Annotated in this window: 22 protein-coding genes; 4 read left to right on the top strand and 18 right to left on the bottom strand. The window is 47.4% G+C overall.

Translation table 11 applies throughout. The features are described 5' to 3' along the window. Together rpe and Q0394_RS05965 are read left to right on the top strand one after the other, a co-directional pair. Positions 1 to 648 carry a ribulose-phosphate 3-epimerase gene (rpe, locus tag Q0394_RS05970; RefSeq protein ID WP_298946138.1) on the top strand — a complete coding sequence of 216 codons (648 nt, stop codon included), beginning with the start codon at positions 1 to 3 and terminating at the stop codon, positions 646 to 648. Then, complete coding sequence (locus Q0394_RS05965) at positions 645 to 1,580, top strand: 3'-5' exonuclease (protein ID WP_298946136.1); 936 nt, start codon at positions 645 to 647, stop codon at positions 1,578 to 1,580. Before rpe ends, Q0394_RS05965 begins: the two co-directional genes overlap by 4 nt. A gap of 141 nt (positions 1,581 to 1,721) precedes the next feature. On the opposite strand, the gene cysE is transcribed toward Q0394_RS05965, so the two are convergent. The 16 genes from cysE to yajC form a co-directional block, all read right to left on the bottom strand. Continuing rightward, entirely contained in the window at positions 1,722 to 2,267 is a 546-nt protein-coding gene (gene cysE / locus Q0394_RS05960; protein WP_298946134.1) for a serine O-acetyltransferase, read from the bottom strand. Between the two features lies 1 nt (position 2,268). Beyond that, positions 2,269 to 3,180, bottom strand: a complete 912-nt coding sequence (gene cysK, locus Q0394_RS05955) for a cysteine synthase A (RefSeq protein ID WP_298946131.1) — start codon at positions 3,178 to 3,180, stop codon at positions 2,269 to 2,271. 101 nt (positions 3,181 to 3,281) lie between these two features. Beyond that, positions 3,282 to 4,175: a Gfo/Idh/MocA family oxidoreductase gene (locus Q0394_RS05950; protein ID WP_298946129.1), complete on the bottom strand. Its 894-nt coding sequence runs from the start codon at positions 4,173 to 4,175 to the stop codon at positions 3,282 to 3,284. After that, on the bottom strand, positions 4,168 to 5,253 hold the full coding sequence (locus Q0394_RS05945) for a DegT/DnrJ/EryC1/StrS family aminotransferase (protein ID WP_298946127.1): 1,086 nt from the start codon (positions 5,251 to 5,253) through the stop codon (positions 4,168 to 4,170). The genes Q0394_RS05950 and Q0394_RS05945 overlap by 8 nt, the downstream gene beginning before the upstream one ends. A gap of 8 nt (positions 5,254 to 5,261) precedes the next feature. Continuing rightward, complete coding sequence (locus Q0394_RS05940; RefSeq protein WP_298946125.1) at positions 5,262 to 5,930, bottom strand: 3-methyladenine DNA glycosylase; 669 nt, start codon at positions 5,928 to 5,930, stop codon at positions 5,262 to 5,264. 135 nt (positions 5,931 to 6,065) lie between these two features. Further along, positions 6,066 to 6,881, bottom strand: a complete 816-nt coding sequence (locus Q0394_RS05935) for a TIGR00282 family metallophosphoesterase (protein ID WP_298946123.1) — start codon at positions 6,879 to 6,881, stop codon at positions 6,066 to 6,068. Further along, positions 6,881 to 7,642: an ATP-binding protein gene (locus Q0394_RS05930; protein ID WP_298946122.1), complete on the bottom strand. Its 762-nt coding sequence runs from the start codon at positions 7,640 to 7,642 to the stop codon at positions 6,881 to 6,883. The genes Q0394_RS05935 and Q0394_RS05930 overlap by 1 nt, the downstream gene beginning before the upstream one ends. Beyond that, complete coding sequence (gene mfd / locus Q0394_RS05925) at positions 7,639 to 10,596, bottom strand: transcription-repair coupling factor (protein WP_298946120.1); 2,958 nt, start codon at positions 10,594 to 10,596, stop codon at positions 7,639 to 7,641. The genes Q0394_RS05930 and mfd overlap by 4 nt, the downstream gene beginning before the upstream one ends. Continuing rightward, entirely contained in the window at positions 10,586 to 11,740 is a 1,155-nt protein-coding gene (locus tag Q0394_RS05920) for a bifunctional folylpolyglutamate synthase/dihydrofolate synthase (RefSeq protein WP_298946118.1), read from the bottom strand. The genes mfd and Q0394_RS05920 overlap by 11 nt, the downstream gene beginning before the upstream one ends. Next, positions 11,740 to 13,275, bottom strand: coding sequence for a GGDEF domain-containing protein (locus tag Q0394_RS05915; protein WP_298946116.1), 1,536 nt, complete (start codon positions 13,273 to 13,275; stop codon positions 11,740 to 11,742). Before Q0394_RS05915 ends, Q0394_RS05920 begins: the two co-directional genes overlap by 1 nt. After that, positions 13,265 to 13,798, bottom strand: coding sequence for an LPS assembly lipoprotein LptE (locus Q0394_RS05910; RefSeq protein WP_298946114.1), 534 nt, complete (start codon positions 13,796 to 13,798; stop codon positions 13,265 to 13,267). The genes Q0394_RS05915 and Q0394_RS05910 overlap by 11 nt, the downstream gene beginning before the upstream one ends. A gap of 3 nt (positions 13,799 to 13,801) precedes the next feature. Continuing rightward, positions 13,802 to 16,273: a leucine--tRNA ligase gene (leuS, locus tag Q0394_RS05905; protein WP_298946112.1), complete on the bottom strand. Its 2,472-nt coding sequence runs from the start codon at positions 16,271 to 16,273 to the stop codon at positions 13,802 to 13,804. An 8-nt stretch (positions 16,274 to 16,281) separates the two neighbouring features. Further along, a complete protein-coding gene (locus Q0394_RS05900) occupies positions 16,282 to 16,620 on the bottom strand; it encodes a DUF6394 family protein (protein WP_298946110.1) in 339 nt (112 codons plus the stop codon). Positions 16,621 to 16,629: 9 nt separating this feature from the next. After that, positions 16,630 to 17,601, bottom strand: a complete 972-nt coding sequence (gene secF, locus Q0394_RS05895) for a protein translocase subunit SecF (RefSeq protein ID WP_298946108.1) — start codon at positions 17,599 to 17,601, stop codon at positions 16,630 to 16,632. Next, a complete protein-coding gene (secD, locus tag Q0394_RS05890) occupies positions 17,602 to 19,182 on the bottom strand; it encodes a protein translocase subunit SecD (protein ID WP_298946106.1) in 1,581 nt (526 codons plus the stop codon). Next, entirely contained in the window at positions 19,175 to 19,465 is a 291-nt protein-coding gene (gene yajC, locus Q0394_RS05885; RefSeq protein ID WP_002953039.1) for a preprotein translocase subunit YajC, read from the bottom strand. The genes secD and yajC overlap by 8 nt, the downstream gene beginning before the upstream one ends. Between yajC and Q0394_RS05880 the strand changes: the two genes are divergently transcribed. After that, on the top strand, positions 19,438 to 20,739 hold the full coding sequence (locus Q0394_RS05880) for an apolipoprotein N-acyltransferase (protein WP_298946104.1): 1,302 nt from the start codon (positions 19,438 to 19,440) through the stop codon (positions 20,737 to 20,739). The two genes, yajC and Q0394_RS05880, sit on opposite strands and share 28 nt — an antisense overlap. A gap of 11 nt (positions 20,740 to 20,750) precedes the next feature. Here Q0394_RS05880 and Q0394_RS05875 read toward each other — a convergent pair whose 3' ends face one another. Continuing rightward, the gene (locus Q0394_RS05875) at positions 20,751 to 21,350 is read right to left on the bottom strand and encodes a hypothetical protein (RefSeq protein WP_298946102.1); all 600 of its coding nucleotides are present in this window, start codon (positions 21,348 to 21,350) and stop codon (positions 20,751 to 20,753) included. A gap of 133 nt (positions 21,351 to 21,483) precedes the next feature. Further along, positions 21,484 to 22,686: a methionine adenosyltransferase gene (metK, locus tag Q0394_RS05870; protein ID WP_009495223.1), complete on the bottom strand. Its 1,203-nt coding sequence runs from the start codon at positions 22,684 to 22,686 to the stop codon at positions 21,484 to 21,486. Between the two features lie 142 nt (positions 22,687 to 22,828). Between metK and sstT the strand changes: the two genes are divergently transcribed. Then, positions 22,829 to 24,133, top strand: a complete 1,305-nt coding sequence (sstT, locus tag Q0394_RS05865) for a serine/threonine transporter SstT (protein WP_298946100.1) — start codon at positions 22,829 to 22,831, stop codon at positions 24,131 to 24,133. Positions 24,134 to 24,142 lie beyond the last annotated feature (9 nt).

The raw sequence follows: 24,142 nt of genomic DNA, 5'->3' as shown, positions 1-24,142 counted from the left end.
ATGTACGTAGCACCGAGTATTTTATCGGCTGATTTTGGAAATTTAAGAGCCGAGATCGAGGCCATCTGCGAGGCTGGTGCCGATCTTGTGCATGTCGACGTGATGGACGGGCATTTCGTGCCAAATTTAACTATCGGCCCCGTCGTAGTAAATGCCGTCGCAAAAGCCGCTACAAAGCCGCTAGACATCCACCTAATGGTTCAAAACAACACCTTTTTCGCCGATCTTTTTTTACCTCTGAAGCCTAAATTTTTAAGCTTTCACATCGAGGAGGAAAAGCATCCTTTGCGTCTAATCGATCACATCCGTAGCCACGGCACGGGGCCTGCAATCGTACTAAACCCGCATACTCCGGTCTGGGCGATCGAGCACATCGTAAACGAAGTCGACATGGTGCTACTAATGAGTGTAAATCCAGGATTTGGCGGGCAAAAATTTATCCCTTCGGTACTTGAAAAAGCCCGCAGCTTACGCGAAATGATCGAGCGTAAAAACGCAAAATGCATGATCGAGGTGGACGGCGGCGTGACGGGACTAAACGTCGCGCAGCTAGATGAGGCAGGCGTAGATATCGTCGTAGCGGGCAGTTATATATTTTCGTCAAATTCATACGAGCACTCTATCCGCTCGCTAAAGCTCGAGTTTTGAACCAAGATTTCGAAGCCCTACTCGCCGTCATCGCCAAACGAAACATAGCCTACGCGGACTTTGTCGCTGCGACCAAGCAAATGGACGAATACTCCGAGCTTTTTGATGTTCGCGACGTGCAGATGTGGCGCGCGCTGGGGCTTGATATAACCCGTACCGCAAAAAACCAAATCGAGCTAAAAACTCGTCGCAAAGAGATAAAAGATCAAATTTTTTGCGTCGTAGATATAGAAACTAGCGGCGGCATAAATAGCGGCCAGATCATCGAAATCGGTGCGCTAAAGCTACAAAACGGCGAAATAATCGGCAAATTTGAAACATTCGTGTACGCGCCATACGTCCCGGAAAATATCAGCGAACTAACGGGAATCACCGCAGAACACCTAAAAAACGCACCCAGCCTAGCCTTCGTCATGGAGCAGTTTAAGGTTTTTCTGGGTCAAAGCGTTTTTGTGGCGCACAACGTTCACTTTGACTACGGATTTATCAGCGCGACGCTAGAAGCGCTGGGATACGGCGAGCTACTAAACCGCAAGCTCTGCACGATAGACCTAGCCCGCCGCACCATCGCCTCGCCAAAATACGGCCTAGGCACGCTAAAAGAAATTTTAGGCATCGATAATACCCATCATAGAGCCCTAAGCGACGCTATCGCGGCGGCTGAAATTTTTAAATATTCACTGCAAAAACTCCCGAGCGAAGTAAAGACAACCGAGGATCTAATAGAGTTTAGCAAATCAGCCAAGACGATGAAGCGACTAAAAATCACGACGAATGAAGCCGGCGAGCCGGCCAAATTTGACGGTGCTGTGCAGGCTGATAAATTTGACGATAATAAAAATTTGAGCGCCGCGAATGATGCGCAAAATTTAAACGTCGGCAGTAAAACACAAAAAGCAAAAGAGCCGAAACTTCCAATATTTGAGGAGTAAATTTAGCTCAAATTTGGCGTCAATTCCACTACTCAAAAACTAAAAAATCAGCCTTTTAAATTTGCCGAATTTCACTCTCGCCGTTTATTTAAATTTTAAAATTTGATGAAATAAAAAAGTTTGAGCCGGCACAAATTTGACCTACTCGCCGACTCGTTCGCCGTTTATCCGCACGATCCTAGCGGGGATGCCTACAACCGTGGCGTTATCTGGCACGTCTTTTAGCACTACCGAGTTTGCGCCTATTTTTGCGTTTTCGCCGATTAGGATGTTCCCTAGCACCTTTGCGCCGGCTGCTATCGTGACGCCGTTTTTTACGGTCGGGTGACGCTTGCAGCACTCTTTGCCCGTGCCGCCCAGAGTTACTTGATGATATATCAGTACATCGTCGCCCACCTCAGCCGTCTCGCCGATAACTACGCCCATGCCGTGATCGATAAAAAGCCGCCTACCGATCTTGGCGCCCGGATGTATCTCGATGCCAGTTAAAAAACGCGACATCTGCGAGACAAAGCGCGCCGTAAATCGCCACTTTTTAACGTGTAAAAAATGCGCGAGTCTATGAAAAACGACGGCATGGATGCCGGGGGTGTTGACGAGGATAGCCCCGTAGCAGCACGAGGCTACCGACGGGTCTTTTTCGCGTACGGTCGCGACTAGTTCGTTTAGTTCGGCTATCAGTCCCAAATCACGCCTCGTAAAGCGGGGTACTAAGATACCTCTCGCCGTTATCAGGAGCTATGAAAAGCACCTTTTTGCCCTTACCTAGTCTCTTTGCAACCTTTACTGCAGCCGCCAAAGCCGCGCCGCCCGAGATACCCAGCAAGATACCCTCCTCTTTAGCCAGCTTTCTAGCCGCCTCAAAGGCCTCATCGTTATCCACGCGCTCTATCTCGTCGATATAGGCGGTATCAAGCGTAGCCGGGATAAAGCCCGCGCCGATACCTTGGATCTTATGCGGACCCGGTTTTTCGCCAGAGATCACGGCAGAGTCGTTTGGTTCGACGGCTACGATTTTAGTTTTATAGCCGTTTGCTTTTAGCGCTCTTGCCGTGCCGCTTAGCGTGCCGCCCGTTCCTACGCCCGCCACGAACGCGTCAAGCTCTTTAAAGTCGTCCATGATCTCTTTTGCCGTCGTTAGCTCGTGAGCCTGCGGGTTAAATTTGTTTTCAAATTGACTTAGCATCACATAGCCTTTTTCTCGCACGAGCTCGCTTGCTTTTTCGATCGCGCCTTTCATACCCTTTGCGCCCTCAGTTAGTACTAGCTCCGCGCCGTAGGCCTTTTGCAGCTTGCGTCTTTCTATACTCATGGTTTCAGGCATCACTAGCACAACCTTGTATCCTAGCGCCGCGCCGACCATAGCTACGCCGATACCGGTATTACCGCTAGTAGGCTCTACGATGATGTCGCCTTTTTTTAGCGTGCCCTCTTTTTGCATTCCAAGGATCATACTTGCGGCGATTCTATCTTTTACCGATCCTCCCGGGTTAAAAAACTCAAGCTTTGCATAAATTTCAGCCATGCCCTCTTCGCGCACGCTGTTTATCTTTACGATCGGGGTTTTACCGATGGTTTGAACGATGTTTTCATATATCATTTAGACTCCTTTTGAAAAAATCGTGTAATAATAACTTCTTTTTCCATAAATATAAATAAAATATAAAAAAATAAATTTTCTTTTATATTTCAGACTAAAATTTAGCTCGCACTCTCTATGATTTTTAGCGTTTTTAGGCTATCCTTTATACTTGCTCCCGAGCTTTGCTCGCCACTTAAAAGACGCACGAAGTCCTCTAGCTCGCTTGTTAGCGGATCGGTTCTTTTGACGAATATATTTTGCATTTTGCACGCGCTTGCGTCAAATTCGCTAAATTTAACAAGGCTCTGATTTAGCAAATCAGCCTCGTAAACCGCCCCTTTGCACGCGACCTCGACCGTTCTTTTGCGTCTGTGCGCTAGCCAGCTAGTAGCGATGAGAGCCGTTATCTCGCCCTCAAGCTCAAACGACAAAATCGCGTTATCTTCAAATTTAGCGTGGATTTTGCGCGAGCTTTTTATATCCGCACTTTTTATCTCTTTGCCGCTTAAAAATCTAATCAGATCTATATCATGCACGGCTAGATCGGCCAGTATCCCAACATCCGTGATTCGCTGCGGAAATGGCGCGTTTCTAGTTATTTGCACGCTGTAAATTTCCTCGTTTGCTAGCTCTTTTTTTAGCGCCGCGATCGCTGGGTTAAAGCGCTCTACGTGCCCGACTGCTACTTTTAAATTTCTATTTTGCGCTTCCCCTAGTAAAATTTGAGCGTCTGAGGCATTTGCGCAAACGGGCTTTTCGATAAGCAAATTTAGTCCCTTTCGCATGCATTTTAGCGCCGCTTCTTTATGTAACGAGGTCGGCGTAGCGATGACGGCGGCGTCTAAATTTTCACTCTCTAGCATCTCGTCAAGACCCAAGTAAATTTTATGCGCGAAATTTTCCTTGCAAAACGGATCGCAAAGCGCTGCTATCTGCACGCCAGCAACGTTTTGTAGCGCGCGGTAGTGGTTTTTACCCATGACGCCAAGACCTATGAGCGCAAATTTAAGCATTATTTATAACCTCGATGACGTAGTCTTGCTCCTCTTTGGTCACAAACGCAGACATCGGCAGCGCCATTATATCGTGCGCTACAGCCTCGCTCACGGCAAAATCTCCCCGCTTGTAGCCAAGACCTTTGAACACCTCTTGCAAATGCAGCGGTACGGGGTAATAAACTCCCGTCGGCACGCCTTTTTGCGCGCAGATTTCTAGCATCTTCGCCCTATCTTTTACGCGGATGCAGTACTGCGCCCACGCCGAGACGTTGCCCTGTGCGACAAAAGGTGCTACGACGCCCTTTAGCTCGCAAGAATACCGCACAGCGATCTCTTGGCGTTTTGCGATTTCGGCGTCAAGGTATTTTAGCTTGACGTTTAAAATGCCCGCCTGGATGGCGTCGAGTCTGCCGTTTATGCCGACGTATTTGTGGATGTAGCGCTCGGACTGGCCGTGATTTAGTAGGATGCGTATCTTTTCGTTTAGGGCGTCGTCGTCCGTAAATATCGCTCCGCCATCGCCGTAGCAGCCAAGCGGCTTAGCCGGGAAAAACGAGGTCGTAGCGATGCGCGAGAGGTTGCAGGATTTTACGCCGTTTTGGCTCGCACCAAAGCTTTGCGCGGCGTCCTCGATAACGGCTAGACCGTACTTTTGCGCGATAGTATTTATCGCCGCCATATCGGCTGCCTGCCCAAAAAGCGACACCGGCACGATAGCCTTGGTCTTTGGCGTGATCTTTGCTTCGATCAAATTTGGATCGATGTTATACGTCCTCTCGTCGATATCGACGAACACTGGCTTTGCGCCCAGAAACGCTATCATCTCGGCCGTCGCGATAAAGGTAAAAGGCGTCGTGATGACCTCGTCGCCGGGCTTTATATCAAGCGCCATAAAGGCGAGCAGCAGCGCGTCCGTGCCGCTACTGCAAGCTATAGCGTGCTTTGCGCCGCTAAATTTAGCTAGATTTTCCTCCAGCTCGCCGACCTTGCCGCCGATATAGACCGAGCTATCTAGCACCTCTTTGATCTGCTCGTCGATTTCGTTTTTGTATTTTTGATACTGAGCTTGTAAATTTATAAAATTTATCTTCATCTTTGCTCCTATTTTATGGATTTTAGTATCTCTTCGCCTGCTTCGTCTAGCCTCTTTCCGTTAAAGTGCGCCTTGCAAAACTCCACTATCTTGCCGTGAAATTTGGCGTAAATTTCATTCATATCCAGCTCGCGTCCGTAGGCTTTGCAAATCTGCTCGCTATCTACGGCCTCTAGCCACTCCTGCGCCTCGTCGTAGCTTTCAAACTCATACCCAAAAAAGCTCAAAATCCGCAAAGCGTAGCTATCAACGACCATCACGTCGCGTCCGCACGCGTAGCAAAGCACCGCGTCGCAGGTCTCCGCGCCGATGCCTTTGACGCCAAGCAGCCACTCGCGGCTTACGTTTTCTTTGAAATTTTCAAAATCGCCGAATTTTTTAAAAATCGCATCGCAAAGCGTTTTTAGGCGTTTTGCTTTGGTGTTATAAAAGCCGCTTGGTTTTATGAGCAAGGCTAGCTCGGCCGCGGGTTTTTTTACGATGCCCTCCACGCTCATCAAATTTGCGTTTTTTAGATTATTTAGCGCTTTGTCTGCGTTTTTCCAGTTGGTATTTTGTATCAAAACGGCGCCGACCACGACCTCGAAGGTGCCGGCATTTGGCCACCAAAGAGGGTCGTCTGCGTCAGCCTTTACGCCCGCGTTTTTTAGTGCCAAAAAAAGCTGCGTGCTATCCATAGTTTTCCTTTTTTTCTTTGTTTATTAGCAAATTTTACGCCCGGCTCTTGCTTAAATTTACCGCCCAAAACGCCGCCGCGCTTAAATTTGAGTAAAAGCTGTCGCTAGCCTTGCGTGGCTCAAATTTGAACTCGTTTATATAAATTTAACCGCTCGCTGCACCAAAGGCTCGCTAACGCCGTCTATCACGCGGACCTTAAAGGCATCCGTGCAGCGTCCGCCGTCAAATTCAAACACGACCATTTGAAAGATTCGCCTGCATTTTTCATTTACCTTAAACGAGTGCTTAAGTCCCGTTAAAAAGCTCTTCACAGGCGCTTCCGCGTCCATACCGATGACGCCGTCAAACGCCCCGCTAAGCCCTACGTCGCTCACGTAGGCCGTGCCGTTTAAAATTTGAAGATCATCAGTGCCCACGTGCGTGTGAGTGCCGGCTATCGCGCCTACTCGCCCGCAAAATAGCCTAAAAAAGGCGTTTTTCTCGCTCGTGGCCTCGGCGTGAAAGTCTATTAGGATATTTTCGCTCTCGCACTCGCCTAGTGCGCGCTCGGCCTCCAAAAAGGCGTTGTTCGTATGCGGCAAGCCGTAGTGCCCCATCAAATTTACCACGCTTAGGCTCTTGCTCTCTTTGCTCAAATTTATCGCGCCGCGCCCGGCCGTACCAGCAAAGTGGTTGTAAGGACGGATGATAGGCAGGGCGTCCATCAGCGCGACTACGTCTTTTTTATCAAAGCTGTGGTTGCCGCCCGTGATCGCGTCGATACCACAGCCTAGCAACTCGTGCGCGTTTGTCGCGGTTAGACCGAAGCCGCCGCTCGCGTTTTCGGCGTTTGCGACGATAAAGTCAAGCTTGAACTCGCGCTTAAATTTGGGCAAATTTTGTATAACCGCGCTTCGTCCAGCGCGTCCGACGATGTCGCCGACAAATCCCACTCTAGTTAAATTTGCCATCAAATTTTATCTTTATAGCTTAGATAAAACTGCCTCGCGGTGCGTCCCGAGCGGCTCGCGCGAAGCTGGGCGTATTGCCTAGCTAGTTCGTGAAGCATGGCTCTGTCGCCAGTAAAATCTTTAAAATAAAAATCCACGATCTTTAGATAGTCCGTAAAGCTGCCCTGATAAAAGCTGAGCCAAAGCCCGAATCTATCGCTTAGCGCGATCTTTTCCTCGACCGCGTCGCTATAGTGCAGCTCAGTCTCGCTGACCTTTGCACCTTCGTTATCGCTTTTTAGCTCGCTAACCAGGTGACGACGGTTTGATGTGGCGTAAACTAGCACGTTTTTAGGCGCTTTTTCGATCGAGCCTTCAAGCACGGGTTTTAAAAATTTATAGCTCCTGTCCCCAGTCTCAAAGCTAAGATCGTCGCAAAAAACGATAAATTTAAAGTTGCTATCCCTGATCTCGTAAATGATCTCGGGTATCATCTCTAGCTCGTCGTTTTTTAGCTCTATAAGCCGCAAGCCCTCCGGGTAAAATTTAGTAAAAACGGCCTTAACCAGGCTGCTTTTGCCACAGCCTCGCGCGCCCCACAGTATCGCGTGATTTGCGCCCTTACCCTCTAAAAAATTTCGCGTATTTTCTACAAGATCTTCTTTTTGCTTTTCGATCCCCACAAGCCCCTCAAGCTGCGTGAAATCAACGTCTATCACGCCTTTTAATGCGCCAAATTTACGCCTGTAAATCGCTGCGGCAGTCGTATTCCAGTCTATCATTTTTCCGCCCGTCCTTTGTTTAGTTTTCTAAGATAGATCAAGATCTCCTCTATCACGTCATCATCGTCTTTACTCTTTGATTTTAGCCTGGTTTGCTCGCCGTTTTGCGCGGTTAGCATGATATTTTGCTCGGCGTTTGAGATGGCTTTAAAGCCCGCTTTTATAGCTAGAATTTTAATTATAATGAGGCTTAAAAACTGCTTGGTGTAGATGTCCGGCTTGCCGAATCTATCCTCGATCTCGCCCTCTATCTCGTAAACCTCGGCCACCTCTTTGCACTTGCTAAGCCGTCTATAAAGCTCCAGGCGCAGCCTATCCTCGCCGATAAACTCCGAGTTTAAAAACGCGTTTATGCTGAGTTTCAGATCGATTTTTGCGCTCTCAAAGCTCTCTTTATTTAGCAGTTTATTTATCTCTTCTTCGAGCATTTTGATGTAGAGCGAGTAGCCGATCGCCTCGATATGGCCGCTTTGGGCTTCGCCGACGAGGTTGCCGCCGCCCCTGATTTCTAGATCGTGGTAGGCTAGCACGCTGCCTGAGCCTAAAAACGAGTTGCTCTCAAGCGCAACTAGGCGTTTTAGAGCGTCTGCGCTTAGGGCGTTTTTATCCTCGACAAGGAAGTAGCAATACGCCTGCTTGTCGCTCCTGCCGACGCGTCCGCGCAGCTGATGTAGGTCTGCGATGCCGAATTTATTCGCGCTCTCGATGATGATGGTGTTTACGTTTGGCAGATGTATGCCGCTTTCTACGATGCTGGTGCTTAGCAGCACGTCGTATTCGCCGTTTTCAAACTTCATCATCTCCTCTTCGGTCGTTTTGGCGTCGATCTTGGAGTGCAGCGTGAGGATGCGTAAATTTGGCATGATGTCTAAAATTTGCTTTTTTGCCTGAGGCATCGTGGCGATGTGGTTGTGGATATAAAAAATTTGCCCGCCGCGGCGCAGTTCGCGCATGACGGCCTCTTTTACCGCCTTTTCATCCCACTCGCGCACGCTGGTTCGCACGTCCAGTCGCGAGCTTGGCGGAGTTTGTAGTACGGAGTAGCCTTTGACGCTTGAAAGCGCCATATTTAGGCTGCGCGGTATCGGCGTCGCACTCATAGATAGTACGTGCGAGGCGCTTGAGATCTCTTTTAGTTTTTCCTTTTGCTTGACGCCGAATTTATGCTCCTCATCGATGATGATGAGGCCCAAATTTGAGGGCTTTACCGATAAAAGCGAGTGCGTACCAACGCAAACGCAAGGCTGCCCCGCCTCCAGTGCCTTAACCGCGGCCGCTTTTTCCTTTGCGCTCGTGAAGCGATCGAGTTTAAAGACGCTAACGTCAAATTTGCCCAGCCGCTCTTTTAGGCTTTTAAAATGCTGTGAGCTAAGAAGCGTCGTCGGTACGAAAAATAGCGCTTGAAAGCCAGATTTTACGCATTTAAATATCGCATTCATCGCGACCTCGGTCTTGCCAAATCCCACGTCGCCGCTAAGCAGCCTATCCATTACCTTGCCGCTTTTTAGGTCGTTTGAGATGTCGTTTGACGCGCGCTCCTGATCTCTAGTGTAGGCAAACCCCGCATTTTGTAAGAAATTTAGATACTCTGCGTCATCTTTTGCGATGATCTCGCCGCGGATTAGCTCGCGCTGGGCGGCTAGCGAAATAATCTTTGACGCGATTACAAAAAGCTTGGCTCTAACTTTTTCTTTTATCTTGGCGAAATTTGCCTTACCCAAGCGGTCTAAAACCGCGATACTGCCGCTACCCGCGACGTAGCGATCGATCAAATTTAGATGTTCGACTGGCAAAAGCAGCTTGTCCTCGTTTTGATAAACGATCACGACGAACTCGCGCGTCCTGCCTAGCACGGTTAGCTTTTCAAGCCCCGTAAATTTGCCGATGCCATACTCCTCGTGCACGACGTAGTCGCCGGCTTTTAGCTCGTCGATCACTAAGCTTGGCTTTTTGGCGCGTTTTTTCTTTTCAAATTTATTTAGCGAGACGATAATCTCGGTCGCCGAGACTAAATTTAACGCCGCCTCGGTTTGCACGAACTCTACGTTTTTGTATTCGCTCAAATTTAATGCATTAAAAAGCCCCTCGTTGCGCGCTAAAACCTTGATCTTTTTATTTTTATTTAGCTCGAAAAAATCAGCGTTTAAAGTTACGCTTAAGTCTTTATAAACTTTGGCCGCGGGCAGTACGGGCAAATTTGCCACCTCGCCCAGATCGCGCTCAAAGCCGTCAAATTTTTTCGTTAAAACCGTTTTAAATTCGCGCGTATAGTCGATAAAACCGTCTATCGCCCAAAATCCGAGCGTCTTTAGGTCGCTGATTAGCGCGTCCGTTTGCATATCTTTTATTTTTTCGGAGGTTTTTTCAAACTCGGCCTCGCCCAGAGCCGCGATAAAAGGCGAAATTTCAACGCTTTTTAGCTCGGTTTTATTTGAAATTTGCGTTTGCGTGCTGTAGTGCCTGATGCTCTCTATCTCGTCGTCAAATAGCAAAATGCGGTTTGGCTCCTGCGCGCCGACGCAAAAAACGTCGATGATCTCGCCGCGAACGCAAAACTCGCCCTCGCTCTCCACGATATCGACCGCCTCGTAGCCAAAGCGCAGTAGCTTTTGGGCTAACTCTTTGGGGTCGATTTTGTCGCCGAAATTTAGCGTTAGCTTTTGTAGATGTTTTTTGCCGGGAAGTTTGTTTAGCACCGTGCAAACAGGGCTAATGAGGACCTTTTTGCCCTTAAATTCGTAAAATTTAGATAACTCGGAGGAGAGCTCAAAAAGCTCGGCGCTAAAGCTACGCAGATCATCGCCCTCGCGCGCCCTAAAATCAGGCAATCTAAAGGCCTTAAACCCGGCAAATTCCGCCGCGCTAAGAGCCGCGATAGCCTCCTTGTCATCCTCGCAGACGAGCAGCTGCGCATCGCCTCCGTTTAAAAAATACTCAAAAACCTCACTTTGCACCGCGGTACCTTTTTAAGAAGGCTTCCACGAGGTAAAACGACCCGAACGCCAGATACTCCTCGTCCGCGCGCACGTCCGTAAAGTCCGCAAACTCCATACCAAGCTCCTGCAAAGCCTCTTTCACCTGCGCTGTTGCTAGCTCGCGACCAGGCGTCTCGTACTCGATGATGTAAGTTTTTTTAACGATCGGTTTGATCGCCTTTAGGACGGCTTTTATGTCCTTATCGGCAAAGGCGTTAAAGATCAAATTTAGCTTTTTACCCGCAAATTTTTTAGCTAGAGCTTGCGCCGCCATCTCATTGTGCCCGACGTCGATCGTTACGTTTGGCGCGATCTTTTCGCAACGTCCGCCAAGATCTAGCGCACCTAAATTTGCCAAATTTAAGCTAAACCCAAGCTCCCTAAAAGCCGAAGAGCTAAGGGCCAAATTTGAGCGCAAAAACTCGGGCAAGCCGAATTTCTCCGCGTAAATTTTAATCTCGTTTTTATCCTCGTTGCTTAAATTTTCGGACGCAAATTTGAGCGTTGCGCCCTTTTTAGCGGCGATTTTTCGCGCGATACCGACGCAAAGCTCGTTCATGTCGTCGTTCATCAAAGCAGCGTCCGCCATCGCGTTAAATTTAGTCGTCGCAATCTGCTCTAGCGTATCGCCCAGCAGCGCCGTGTGGTCAAAACCGATCGGAGTAAAGAGGCTAAGACGCTTGTCAAATACGTTCGTAGCGTCAAATTCGCCACCTACGCCAGCCTCGCAGACGAAAAAGTCGCACCCCTCAAAAAGCGGAGCGCAAAGCATCGTCGCATACTCGAAATACGAAAGCGAGCGCGCGACCTCGGGAGGTAAAATTTTAATCAGCCTCTCGTGAGCCGTCTCGAGCGCGTCTGCGCTAGCTACGGCGCCGTTCATCCAAAATCTCTCGCAAAACTCGAAAATATGGGGGCTCGTATAGTGTCCGACGCTATGGCCGCGAGCGAGCATCTGCGCTAAAAATCGCCCCGTGCTACCCTTGCCGTTCGTGCCGATTAGATGGATGATTTTTGGTATTTTAAACGCGCCCTGCACGAATTTAAAGGCATTTGGCATACGCGCGCGGTTGATTTCCTTATAAAAAAGGGGTTTGTTTTCTAAAAAATATTCTAGTTTCATTAAATTTTAGGCATCACCTGATCTCTGCCGTTTTGCTTAGCCTGGTATAGCATTTTATCCGAAGCTTCTAGTACGGCTGCTTGGCTTTGATTTTGGCTACGTATCGCAACGCCGCAACTCACCGTAACGCTAATGCGCTCGTCTTTGTATAAAAATTTGGAGTTTTTTAGCGCATCGCGCACCTTGTCCGCAAACTCTATACTCTGTGCTATATCAAACCCCGGCAACAAAACCACAAACTCCTCGCCGCCGTATCTAGCTACGAAATCGACTTCCCTAGAGTTACCCCTAAGAGTTTTTCCTACGCTTGCTATTATTACGTCGCCGGCGTCGTGCCCGTATATATCGTTTATATTTTTAAAATGATCTATGTCAAAAAAACACACGGCATAGTCGGCATTTTGTTGTAAAAAATCAATCTCTAAACGCCCAAGCTCTTCCATTAACGCTTTTTTAGTCGCTGTTTTAGTTAAAAAATCCTCTTTACTCTCGGCTTTCGCGCTTTCTAACTCTACTTCTAGCCTGCTAACTTTAGCTTGTAGTTCTTGTATAGTTTGCTGATCGCTTAGCATCTGCTCGCCCAATTGCCTAACCTCGACGTCCAAGGTATCGGCGATATTTTTTAACTTATCCCTGATCCCCTCAAAGCTATCTTCGTTTAAATTTATCGAATTTAGATCGTTTTTGATAAACTGCATCTGGCTTGAACTTTTAGAAGAACTGCTGATCAGGCTTGATATTTGATCGTTTATACCGTCCAAAACCTTATCTAGCGCTCCAACTTTCGTCGAAACCTCGGCCCTATCAAGCTCGATACGCTTTTTGGTCAAAATTTCTATATTTTTTCTAACCGAGAACTCTTCTAAAAGCTTTGGATCGCTTTTTAAAATTTTATTTACTTTTTCTATCTCGCCGTCGATTTTATCGGTAATAGAAGGCCTTAGCATATCCGATACGAGCGGAACTAGTTTTTCGCAAGCCTGCTCTTTCGTCAAAACATCCTCAAGCTCAGCAACGATATCTTTTAAGTCGCTAAAATTTTTAACGCCGTAAACGCCCAATCTTTTCAAAAAACTATCGTCGTAATCGGTTAAAAAATCGAACCATTTGTCTTTTATTCTATCTATGGCTTGCGCATCTAGTCTTCTATTTAGGGCTTCCGAGCTTGCTTCGGCTAAATTTTTAGCATTTTTATTGTGCAACGAAGCTACGGCCTGAAAAACCTTTTTATTCATAGCTACGAGTGCATTTATTAGTTTTGGATACTCGGCTAGGCCGGGCGAATTTAGCCTAGCCGCCATAAAAGCAAAAAGCTCGTCCAAGTTTCTTACGTTTTTTTGTTTTAGCTGCGCCTTAAGCTCGTCGTTTAGGCGAGCCGAGTATTTTTCAAGCTTCTGGCAATCAGGCACTATTACGCCGTTTTTTTTCGCTATCTCGCAAAAAACCTCGGCGTAGTTATCCGGAGTTAGCATGAGCCCGCGCTCTTTCATGGTCTGGATTGATTCTTTTATGACTTGGCTGACGCTAGTCGCCATTTTTTAGCCCTTTTACCGCAAGCACGGCGATATATTCGTCAAAAGCCTCCTGCGAAGCCTCTTTTATAGCGTTATACTTTTCGCTCTCGCTGATAACGCCGTCTGCAAATCTAGTATCCCTTACCTTTTGCGAAACGGTAAAGTCGTGCTCGCCCGAAGTCGTCACCGATAGCGTTTTGCCACCTTTTAACTTAGTGTCGAAATTTAGCGTTAGTATCGCTTTATACGACGTCACATAGCCGTTTTCATCATATAATAGCGCTTGATAGTTAAGCGATTTGATCGAGACGGTTATGGTGGTTGGCTCGTTTTTATCGTAGCTTATGCGTTTGCCCAGCCTTGTTACGATACCCTCTAATACGCTATCTTTGATCCAAACGCTGTTTTTAGGCTCTTCTTTGCTTATTAGCACATTTACGTATACACGGTCGCCCATTATGTCGTTCGTGATCTTTGAGACGGGCCTATAGCCGCATCCAACCAAGATGAAAGTCGCCAAAAGTAGTAAAATTTTTATCTTCACGATTTAGCCTTTTATTACGAAATTTACGAGTTTGCCGTTCACGTAAATTTGTTTGATTATTTCTTTTCCTTCTAGCCATTTAGCCGCACTTTGTCTAGCTAGAGCTAAAACCTCGTCATCGCCTGCGCTACTCGGCGCTTCAAATTCGCCGCGTCTCTTGCCGTTAACTGTGATAGCCAAATTTAAGCTATCTTTTTCAAAAACCTCGTCCAAAATAGTTATCGGAGCAAAATTTGCCCTGCTAAATAACTTCTCACTAAGCTCGTTTGCGACGTGCGGCACGATAGGTTCTAGCAAATTTAAGATGATAAAAAACGCTTCCGTCGTTACGTCCTGATTGTCCTGTGCGTTTACGGCATTTAGAGCCTCCATGCAGGCGGCGATTAGGGTGTTAAACGTAAAATTTTCCTCGTAAACGTCGTTTGATTTTTTAAGCGCTTCATAAACCTTCATACGCGCGTATTTTTCTTCTTTGCTCAAATTTGCGTGCGTTATCTGCGGGATTTGCATGCATCTTTTTACGCCCGAGCTTCGTTCGTATAGGCGGTTTAAAAATCTAAACGCGCCCTCGACCGCACTGTCGTTCCACTCAAGCTCTTTTTGCGGAGGCGCGGCAAATAGGATAAAAAGCCTAGCCGTATCGGCGCCGTATTTATGTATGATGTCATCTGGATCGACCACGTTGCCTTTGCTTTTACTCATTTTTTTGCCGTCTTTTAGTACCATGCCCTGAGTAAGCAGGCGCTCAAACGGCTCGTCGTCTCTGAGGTAGCCTAGATCTCGCAAAGCCTTTTGGAAAAATCTCGCGTAAAGCAGGTGTAAGATCGCATGCTCGATACCGCCGATGTACTGATCCACATTCATCCAATAATTCACGCTTTTAGCGTCAAATGCGCGTTCTTGCCACGTTTTTTCATCGCTCGCATATCTAGCAAAATACCAGCTACTCTCAAAAAACGTATCCATCGTATCGGTTTCGCGCACAGCCTCACCGCCGCATTTTGGGCATTTGACGTGTTTCCAGCTCTCGTGTTTATCGAGCGGATTTCCTTCGCCTGTTATCTGCACGTCGTCAGGTAGCGTCACCGGCAGATTTTCGATCTTTTCAGGCACGACGCCACAGCACTTGCAGTGCACCATCGGTATCGGAGCGCCCCAGTAGCGCTGCCTAGAGATACCCCAGTCGCGGATCTTAAAATTTACGACGCGTTTGCCGATCTTGTCCGCTTCAAATTTTTCTATGATTTTTAGTTTGGCCTCTTCGCTGCCAAGACCGTTTATGAGTGGCGAATTTATAGATATTCCGTATTCCGTTAGCGCCTTGCCGCCCTCAAATTCGCCCTGCGCAGGTTTAACTACCCATTTTATAGGCAGGTCAAATTTACTCGCAAACTCATAGTCGCGCTCATCGTGAGCCGGCACCGCCATAACCGCGCCGCTACCGTAGTCCGCTAAAACGAAATTTGCCACCCAAACCGGCACTTTTTCTCCGGTTAGCGGATGCAGGACGTTGATGCCTAAAAATAGACCGTCTTTTTCGCTAGCTTGGCGTTCTCTCGGACTTTGATTTAAAATTTTTCTAATTCTCTCAGCTTTATTCGCCTCTAGTTTACCGCTGTCAAGTAGTCTTTTTACTATCTTATGCTCAGGCGCCAAGGCTGCATAGCTAACGCCGTAAATCGTATCCGGGCGCGTAGTAAATACCTCAAAGCCATCTATCTGGTCGCCGCCTTCTAAAATCCGCTTCGACTCCTCGTCAAGCTCAAATTTAAACTCCAAGCCAAAGCTCTTGCCGATCCAATTTTCCTGCATCGTGAGCACTTGAGACGGCCATTTGCCCTCAAGGCGCTTTAGGTCGTCTAGTAGCTCCTGCGCGTAGTCGGTGATCTTTAAATAGTAGCCAGGTAGCTCGCGCTGGATGACGGCGTTACCGCATCTCCAGCAACATCCATCCTCGACCTGCTCGTTAGCAAGCACGGTTTGGTCGTATTCGCACCAGTTTACGACCGCGCTTTTGCGGTAGACCAGCCCCTTTTCGTACATTTTGATGAAAAACTCTTGCTCAAATTTAGTATAAAGCGGGTCAGATGTCGCAAACTCGCGCTTTTTAGAAAAGCTAAGCCCTAGCGTCTCAAGCTCGCCGCGCATATAGTCTATATTTTCGTAAGTCCAAATTTTAGGATGGATTTTGTGCTTTATCGCCGCATTTTCTGCAGGCATACCGAAGCTATCAAATCCAATCGGATGAAGGACGTTGTAGCCGCGCTTGCGGTAGTAGCGAGCTAAGGCGTCGCCGATGGTGTAGTTTCTCACGTGCCCCATATGGATACGTCCGCTAGGATACGGAAACATGCTTAGGATGTATTTTTTAGGCAGGCTATAGTCGTCTTTGGGCTCAAATTCGCCGTTTTTGCTCCAAATTTCTTGCCATTTTTTTTCTATTTTCGCCGGCTCGTATTTTAAATTTTCACTCATTTTTACTCCTAAAATTCTTCTTGCGTCTTACCGGACTCGACCAAAACAAGCGCCAGAGAAAAGACGTTTGCTATCGTGGCGCCGATCGCTAGCGAATACGCCATATGCGCGTTGCCGTTTACCTGAAGCAGCACAAAAGCCGGAATAAGGTGCAAGTCCGCCACTAGCGAGCTGGCAAAAAGCTCTGCAGCAAAGACGTTTTTGACGCCGATTTTTAGTAGCGTCGAGATCACGTTTACGCTCGCCGCTACAAATAGTGCAATCTCGTTTTTATCGTATAAAAACCCCGCCGTCGTCGTCAGGCTCATAAGCGCGAAAAATATATAAACAACCTTACCCCAGTTCATCGCTTCTCCTTAAATAGTGCCTTTTTCAAACATCGCGCGTTGCTTGTCTTTTTCTCTTTGTACGCGCGCCTTTTCCGCTTCCATAGCGCGGTATTTCTCCACGCCAAATTTAAACCACAAAAGCATAGGCGCAGCGACGAATATCGAGCTAAGCGTACCGATGACTATGCCAACTATCAACGCCAAAGAAAATCCGTGTATCATATCTCCGCCAAACAAAAATAGCACGACGACCGTGATGAGCGTGGTGCCCGAGGTGAGTATCGTTCTAGTTAGCGTCGCGGAGACAGATTCGTTTATTATCGTGTCAAGATGCGTGCTCTTGCTGGTTTTTATGTTCTCTCTAATGCGGTCAAAGACGATGATCGTATCGTTTAGCGAGTAGCCCACGACCGTAAGGATCGCCGCGAGAGTGTCCAAATTTACGTCGATAGCAAAAAAGCTGATCGCGCCCATCGTAATCACGACGTCGTGAATCTCCGAGGCCACCGCCGCCATCGCAAATCTCCACTCAAATCTAAACGCGATGTAGATCAAGATGCCCACGAGTGAGATCGCAAGCGCCATCACGCCCTTTTCGCGTAGCTCATCGCCGACTTTTGGTCCGACCACGTCCGTACGGCGGATCTCAAATTTACCCGTATCTTTTAAAAGCTCGGCTACGCTAGCTCCCACGTCGCTACCTAAATTTGAGTTCGTCCCAGAAAATCTAATCGTAACCTCTTCCGCCGAGCCAAACTCCGTAACACTGGCGTTTTTATAGGCTTCGTCTTTTGCCAAAGCCGAGCGAATTTTATCCAGCGAGACCGCACTATCGTATTTCATCTGGATGAGCGTACCGCCGGAAAAGTCGATGCCGTAGTTAAAGCCTTTCGTCGCCATCAAAAAAAGCGAACCGAAAAATAGCACGGCTGAGACAGCTAGCGCGATGTAGCGCTTGCTCATAAAACCATAAACATGTGCCTTTGAGAAAAATTGCATTTATACCCTTTTATAACCGAACCAAAACCGCGTGTTACCGCTTTTTTCTATTTTATTTATAATCGTATCAAACATACCGTGAGTACCCAAGATCGCCGTTATCATCGAAGCGATGATGCCTATGCCCATCGTTACGGCAAAGCCCTTGACCGGACCCGTACCGTAGGCGTAAAGCACGACCGAGGTGATAAGCGTGGTCAAATTTGCGTCGATAATAGCGCTCATCGCGTTCTCATAACCTTTTTTCACGCTCGTTGCGATACTGGCCCCGTCGCGCAGCAGCTCTCTGATACGCTCGTTTATGATGACGTTAGCATCCACGGCCATACCGATGGTTAGCACTATACCGGCCATTCCCGGTAGCGTTAAGGCAGCGCCGAACATCGCCATCACGGCGACTAGTATCAAGATATTTGCGATCAGTGCGATATTTGCCAAAATGCCGCTAAATCCGTAATAAGCTATCATAAACAGCACCACTAAAACAGAAGCCGACGCAAGCGCGATCATAGATTGTCTTATGCTATCTGCACCCAGGCTTGGTCCTACGCTTCGCTTTTCTAGCATTTTTACGGGAGCTAAAAGAGCGCCGCTTCTAAGCGCGATAGCCACGTCGTGAGCCTCCTCTACGCTAAATCCGCCGCTTATCTGGCCGCTTCCGCCGCCGATTCTCTCGTTTATCGATGGAGCCGAGTAAACCCTGCCGTCAAGCACGATAGCTAGACGTTTTCCCACATTTGCGCCCGTAAAATCGCCAAAAATTCTAGCTCCCTCGGCGTTTAGAGTAAAGCTGATGATAGGCGAGTTTGTGCGCTGATCAAAGGCAACCCTAGCGTCCGTTAGCATCGCGCCGTCAAGGACGGGGATGTTTTTTACGACGTATTTTATTTGCTCGTTTTTGACGTCCGGATAGATGATGTCGCCGTAACTCTCAGCCTCGGCTTCGCTCATCGAGTTTGCCTGCGACTGGCGCTTTTCATCGACGGCCATCAGCTGGAGGTGCGCGGCTTTTGCGATTAGATCGCGAGCGCGCTGCTCGTCGGCCGCCGTTTTGATGCCGGGAAGCTCGACTAGGATATTATCCTTGCCCTGTCTTGCTACCGTAGGCTCGGCTAGACCGAACTGATCGAGTCGGTTTCTGATCGTTTCGACCGCTTGGTTTATCGCGTATTCTATCGTCTCGGCCTTCTCGGCGTCGGTTAGACCGACTGAGTATTTTAGACCCTCTTTTTGCACGTTAAGACCCTTGATATCTTTTAGCATGCCGTCGATTTTAGCAGCTTCGTCCGCATCAAGTAGCTCAAAGTCCACCTTGTCTTCACGGATCTTAAAGCTATCGATCAAAACGTCCTCTTTTTTCGCAAAATAGTTCACGCTGGCGGCTATCGACTTAATCTTTGAGTGTATGGCCTCCTCGGTCTCGACGCCAAGAAGCATATGAAGTCCGCCCTGCAAATCAAGTCCTAGACTGATTTTAGAGCCGCCTAGCTTGTCCGTAAAAGACGGCGCAGAAAAGATAATGCCGAAAATCAAAGCCAAAGCAAAGATAATCAGCCTATACGTTATTTTGCCGTTACGCATTTGCTTTCGTCTCTGTTTTTTCTATTTTTCTCGCGACGAATTCGCGTGAAACGCGCACGATTACGTCGTCGTTAAGCTTAACTCTGATAAAATCCTCTTCCGGTTTTATCACCTCGCAGATTAGTCCGCCGCTAGTTATGATCTTGTCGCCCTTCTCGAGTGCGGCCAGCATCGCGGCATGAGCTTTTTGCTGTTTTTGCTGCGGTCTGATAACCAAAAAATAAAATATTGCGAAAAGCACGACTAGAGGCAGTAATGAAGCTACGAAATTTCCTTCTTGCATGGAGTTCCTTAATAAAAAAAATTTTAAGCCCTTATTTTAGCACTAAAATTATAATAAAAGCCTTTGTCGGCGCGATTTTAATCTCAAATTTTATACTAGCCGATGTTTTAGGCGGCGAAATTTTAAATTTTATCTCGCCGTTTTTTGCGATCGCAGGCTTTTATTTGCTGCTCAAATTTGACCGCCGCGGCTTTTTTTGGACGGGATTTTTTATCGGGATTTTATGGTTTTACTGGATCAGCTTTAGTCTCGTTTATTACGAGATTAGCTACCTTATCCCGCTTGAGATTTTAGCTATCGGGATCATCTACGGCGCACTGTTTTTGATAGCTGGTATCCCGGCTCAAATTTGGCTAAAGGCTTTGCTGCTTATCTTGGTTTCAAATATCCATCCATTCGGCTTTAATTGGCTAAATTTGGAGGCCGTTTTCGTGCCGGGAATTTTTGCGCCGAATTTGCTCGCCCTTGCATTTATTTTCGCCGCGATTTTGTGCCTGTTTTACGTTAAAAACCGCCTTAAATTTATCGCTTTTGCTACGCTTTTAGCCTGCGCGGTGCAGTATGGTACGCCAAATTTTAAAACTCTACCTTTTGAAGTAAAGCTCGCAAACACGAAAGTCGCACAAGAGCTAAAGTGGCAAAAGCAGCTAAAAAACGAGTTTATAAATCAAAATTTAGACATCATTGATGAGGCGATAAGCGCGGGATTTAGAGCGGTTATTTTGCCCGAGAGCGCCTTTCCCGTCTATATGACGCACGAGCGAAATTTGACCTCCGAACTACTGGAAAAATCGCAAAAGATCGCTATCGTTGCTGGCGCGCTGGCTCGCGAAAACGGCACCAACTACAACTCGGCGTTTTTCTTTGACCGCAGCAAGATGCGGCGGCTGGATAAATTTATCCTCGTGCCCTTTGGCGAGGAGATCCCGCTACCGGCATTTGCGAGAGATTTGATAAATAAAATATTTTTTGGCGGAGCGAAGGATTTTGAGACGGCGAGCGCTCCTAGCGACTACGAGATAGAGGGCCTTAAAATCAGAAACGCGATCTGCTACGAAGCGACGAGAGACGAGCTGTTTACGGGAAAATTTGATGTCATGATCGCGGTTACTAACAACGGCTGGTTCGTGCCTAGTACCGAGCCAAATTTACAGCGCATTTTACTCAGATACTACGCGACGAAATACAGCAAAGCCATCTATCACAGCGTAAACGGCTCGCCGTCTGAGATAATAACGCCAAAGCAAGGCTTGCTCGATAAATTTTTCAGATAAATTTGCTAAATTTAGGCGTTTTTGCGTTTGCGAAATAGCAACCGAATTTGCAACGATACGTAAAATATACAAGCCGCCACAATAATCAAAAATATAAAATCAATCGTCATTTGCCAAAATAGCTCGCCGGGAGACCTCAGCACCCATTCGTATTCAGGCGAATTTCTTGGCTTACGATATCCGATATGATAACCCGTAAAATCCATATTTATCAAAAAACCAGCCCACAAAATGCCGCAAAATGAAAGAAAAAATCCCACTACCGGATTTTCTTTTCTTGCTTGTTTCATCACGCGAGCTCTATGTTTTTTACTGCCGCACAGCAAACAAGCCGCGACGAAACCGACAAGCGTGACGACCTTTACAATTCCCATATAAGCGATATAAAATGCTGCCTTTTGAGTAAAATCGGTATGAGTAAAGGCTCGCTCTACTGCGGGGTAAATTTTAAGCGTGAGCTCAACGAAATCTCGTGCCAAAGAGGAGCGAGCCAGAACGTCAAAAGGCAATACAAAAATACCTAACGCGCAAATAAAATAAAAAGCGCAAAGCCCGAGCAAAACGAGTCCAAGCATCTTGTTTTTGCCGTTTTGGTTTGTTGTCGTTTGCATTTTAATTCTCTTTAAATTTTGCCGAGCGGTTTTTGAGGTCAAATTTAAGATATAAAGCGGGGTAAAATCTCATACGAAGCCTTAAATTTGAGGGTAAATTTAAGCCCGCGTTAAATTTAGCGGGCTTGAGGATTTATTTAATCAAAGCTTTAAAAGTATCAACCGCGTCAAGCTTTTCCCACGGATATTTGGCGTTTCCGACTTGACCTTTGGCTGCTACTTTAGCGTATAAAAACGTATCTTTGCCAGGTTTGTCCAGGCCGAATTTATTTGTGATCCAGCGCGGAGTGAGGGCGAAATTTTCGCTAACGAAATTTGACAGCATATCGTCATTTACGCCGGCGATCTGCGTACCCATCGTATCGACGCTGACAGATGTAGGCTTTGCCATACCGATAGCGTAGCTTAGCTGTACGATGCACTTTTTAGCAAGGCCTGCCGCGACGATGTTTTTAGCTATCCAGCGCGCTGCGTAAAGACCGCTGCGATCGACTTTCGTGTAATCCTTGCTGCTTTGCGCGCCGCCGCCTATCGGGCTATATCCGCCAAAGCTATCTACGATGAGCTTGCGACCCGTTAGCCCGCTGTCGTGAAGCGAGCTGTGATTTACGTATCGGCCAGTCGGGTTGATATAGATGAGCGTTTTGCTTTTATCATAAAGGCCTTTTGGCAAGCCGGCATCGTCGATGAGAGTTTGCACTAGGGCGCGCAGCTCCTCGATCTTCATCGTCTCGACGCAAGGGGCCGAAACAACGATAGTATGGATGCTTTGAGGCTTGCAGTTTTCAAAGTTGTCTTTGGTGCCATAGTCTACGGTAACCTGAGTTTTGATATCGACGCCCAGCTTATCGGGATTAGCTTTGGCAAATTTATAAACCTTATCGCAAAGCATTCTGGCGTAGGTTATGGCTGCGGGCATATATTCGTTTGCTTCGCAGCTAGCAAAGCCAAACATTATGCCCTGATCTCCAGCGCCGATCTCGCCGCCTTCTTGATCGACGCCTTGGTTTATATCCGCACTTTGCTGATTTATGCAGACTTTTATCTCGACGTCATCGGGATGTAGGCACTGCTCTTTCGTAAATTTAGACTTGCCGTCGTAGCCGATTTTAGCCAATGCGTTTTTAACGATACCTTCGTAATCTTTGAAACTTAACTTGACCTTAGAGTTTATCTCGCCGCCTATTATAATGTTTTTACCCGCGACGAAAACTTCGCTAGCGACGCGACCGTTTGGGTCTTGCATCAAGATAGTATCCACGATGCTGTCGGCGATGATGTCGGCGCATTTATCCGGGTGACCCGGGCTCACAACCTCTGAAGTAAATAAATACATGCTTTTCCTTTATGAAAATTAATCTCGCAATTGTAACATTTCATAATAAAATTCAAATTAATCTCGCTCAAAGCTTGTAAATTCCGCGTAAATTCGGCTATAATCCTAAACTAAAATTAAATTTTAAGGCAAGGACACTAGAATGTTTAGCAAACTGGCAAAAAGGTTCGCCGACGGAAATTTGATCGTTCAAATTTTAATCGGCATAGCTCTAGGCGCCGTTATCGGCTTTTGGACGCACTATCAGGCGGCTCCTTATAACGAACTAATCGCAAAAGGCGTGAGCGACGCAGCGCAGCTAGCCGCAGCAAAAAAAGATCTAACCGACGTGGCAAATTCGGTCGCTAACTCCATCGCCGTTTTGGGTAACCTCTTCGTCGGCGCGCTTAAAGCTATCGCGCCTATCCTAGTTTTCGTACTAGTTGCGACATCTATCATCGTAAAAGAATTCGGCCACGCAAAAGGCATGCAAAAGGTAGTTACGCTTTACCTAGTCGGCACGTTTTTAGCTGCCGTAGTTGCGGTCGTAGCAAGCTTTCTTTTCCCGATGGAGCTCGTGCTAAAAGGCGTCGAGAGCGCAAATATGAGCACTCCACAAGGCATCGTCGACGTCCTAAAAGACCTCATCTTTAAAATGGTTCAAAACCCTATCACCGCGCTATCTACGGGCAACTACATCGGCATCATCACTTGGGCCGTTGGCGGCGGTATCGCGATGAGGTTTTGCACGCAAGAAACCAAAAAAGTATTTCAAGACGTTAGCGACGGCGTGACTAAAATCGTTAGATTTATCATCCGCTTGGCGCCATTTGGTATCTTTGGTCTAGTCACCATCAGCATCCACGAGACGGGCTTTGAAGCGCTTGCGGGCTACCTAAAACTAATCCTCGTTCTAGTAGGTGCGATGGCTTTTGTTTCCTTCATCGTTTACCCTGCAATGGTGTTTGTAGTTACCAAGAAAAACCCGTATCCGCTTGTTATGACTTGCGTCAGAGAGAGCGCGGTTACTGCGTTTTTCACTCGTTCGTCTGCGGCAAATATCCCCGTAAATATGGCGCTTTGCAAAAAACTAGGGCTAAAAGAGGAGCTCTACTCGATCTCTATCCCGCTAGGAGCCACTATAAACATGGGCGGCGCAGCCGTAACCATCGGTATCTTGGCGCTTGCGGCGGTAAACTCGATCCCGTCTATCACGGTTGATTTTGGCGACGCGCTACTACTTTGCTTTATCTCGGCCCTTGGAGCTTGCGGAGCTTCAGGTGTCGCTGGCGGTTCGCTACTACTCGTGCCGCTTGCTTGCGCACTATTTGGTATCGGTAACGACATCGCGATGCAAGTTGTCGGCGTAGGATTTATCATCGGCGTGATCCAAGATTCAGTAGAAACAGCCGTAAATAGCGCCTCAGACGTACTTTTCACCGCCGTAGCCTCAGAAACCGTAGAGTAAATTTAAGGC

Origin of the sequence: uncultured Campylobacter sp. (assembly GCF_938039205.1) — a bacterium.
Lineage (GTDB): Bacteria > Campylobacterota > Campylobacteria > Campylobacterales > Campylobacteraceae > Campylobacter_A.
The sequence above is the reverse complement of the archived record's forward strand: the minus strand, read 5'-3'. Positions and strand labels throughout refer to the sequence as shown.

What these genes read in the sequence shown, in the direction of transcription:
- Q0394_RS05915 (WP_298946116.1), bottom strand. Translation starts at nt 13,275, where the DNA reads ATGGCGACTAGCGTCAGCCAAGTCATAAAAGAATCAATCCAGACCATG.
- Q0394_RS05920 (WP_298946118.1), bottom strand. Translation starts at nt 11,740, where the DNA reads ATGAAACTAGAATATTTTTTAGAAAACAAACCCCTTTTTTATAAGGAA.
- sstT (WP_298946100.1), top strand. Translation starts at nt 22,829, where the DNA reads ATGTTTAGCAAACTGGCAAAAAGGTTCGCCGACGGAAATTTGATCGTT.
- rpe (WP_298946138.1), top strand. Translation starts at nt 1, where the DNA reads ATGTACGTAGCACCGAGTATTTTATCGGCTGATTTTGGAAATTTAAGA.
- metK (WP_009495223.1), bottom strand. Translation starts at nt 22,686, where the DNA reads ATGTATTTATTTACTTCAGAGGTTGTGAGCCCGGGTCACCCGGATAAA.
- Q0394_RS05930 (WP_298946122.1), bottom strand. Translation starts at nt 7,642, where the DNA reads ATGATAGACTGGAATACGACTGCCGCAGCGATTTACAGGCGTAAATTT.
- Q0394_RS05935 (WP_298946123.1), bottom strand. Translation starts at nt 6,881, where the DNA reads ATGGCAAATTTAACTAGAGTGGGATTTGTCGGCGACATCGTCGGACGC.
- Q0394_RS05875 (WP_298946102.1), bottom strand. Translation starts at nt 21,350, where the DNA reads ATGCAAACGACAACAAACCAAAACGGCAAAAACAAGATGCTTGGACTC.
- yajC (WP_002953039.1), bottom strand. Translation starts at nt 19,465, where the DNA reads ATGCAAGAAGGAAATTTCGTAGCTTCATTACTGCCTCTAGTCGTGCTT.
- Q0394_RS05900 (WP_298946110.1), bottom strand. Translation starts at nt 16,620, where the DNA reads ATGAACTGGGGTAAGGTTGTTTATATATTTTTCGCGCTTATGAGCCTG.
- leuS (WP_298946112.1), bottom strand. Translation starts at nt 16,273, where the DNA reads ATGAGTGAAAATTTAAAATACGAGCCGGCGAAAATAGAAAAAAAATGG.
- secF (WP_298946108.1), bottom strand. Translation starts at nt 17,601, where the DNA reads ATGCAATTTTTCTCAAAGGCACATGTTTATGGTTTTATGAGCAAGCGC.
- Q0394_RS05950 (WP_298946129.1), bottom strand. Translation starts at nt 4,175, where the DNA reads ATGCTTAAATTTGCGCTCATAGGTCTTGGCGTCATGGGTAAAAACCAC.
- cysK (WP_298946131.1), bottom strand. Translation starts at nt 3,180, where the DNA reads ATGATATATGAAAACATCGTTCAAACCATCGGTAAAACCCCGATCGTA.
- secD (WP_298946106.1), bottom strand. Translation starts at nt 19,182, where the DNA reads ATGCGTAACGGCAAAATAACGTATAGGCTGATTATCTTTGCTTTGGCT.
- Q0394_RS05880 (WP_298946104.1), top strand. Translation starts at nt 19,438, where the DNA reads ATGAAGCTACGAAATTTCCTTCTTGCATGGAGTTCCTTAATAAAAAAA.
- Q0394_RS05945 (WP_298946127.1), bottom strand. Translation starts at nt 5,253, where the DNA reads ATGAAGATAAATTTTATAAATTTACAAGCTCAGTATCAAAAATACAAA.
- Q0394_RS05940 (WP_298946125.1), bottom strand. Translation starts at nt 5,930, where the DNA reads ATGGATAGCACGCAGCTTTTTTTGGCACTAAAAAACGCGGGCGTAAAG.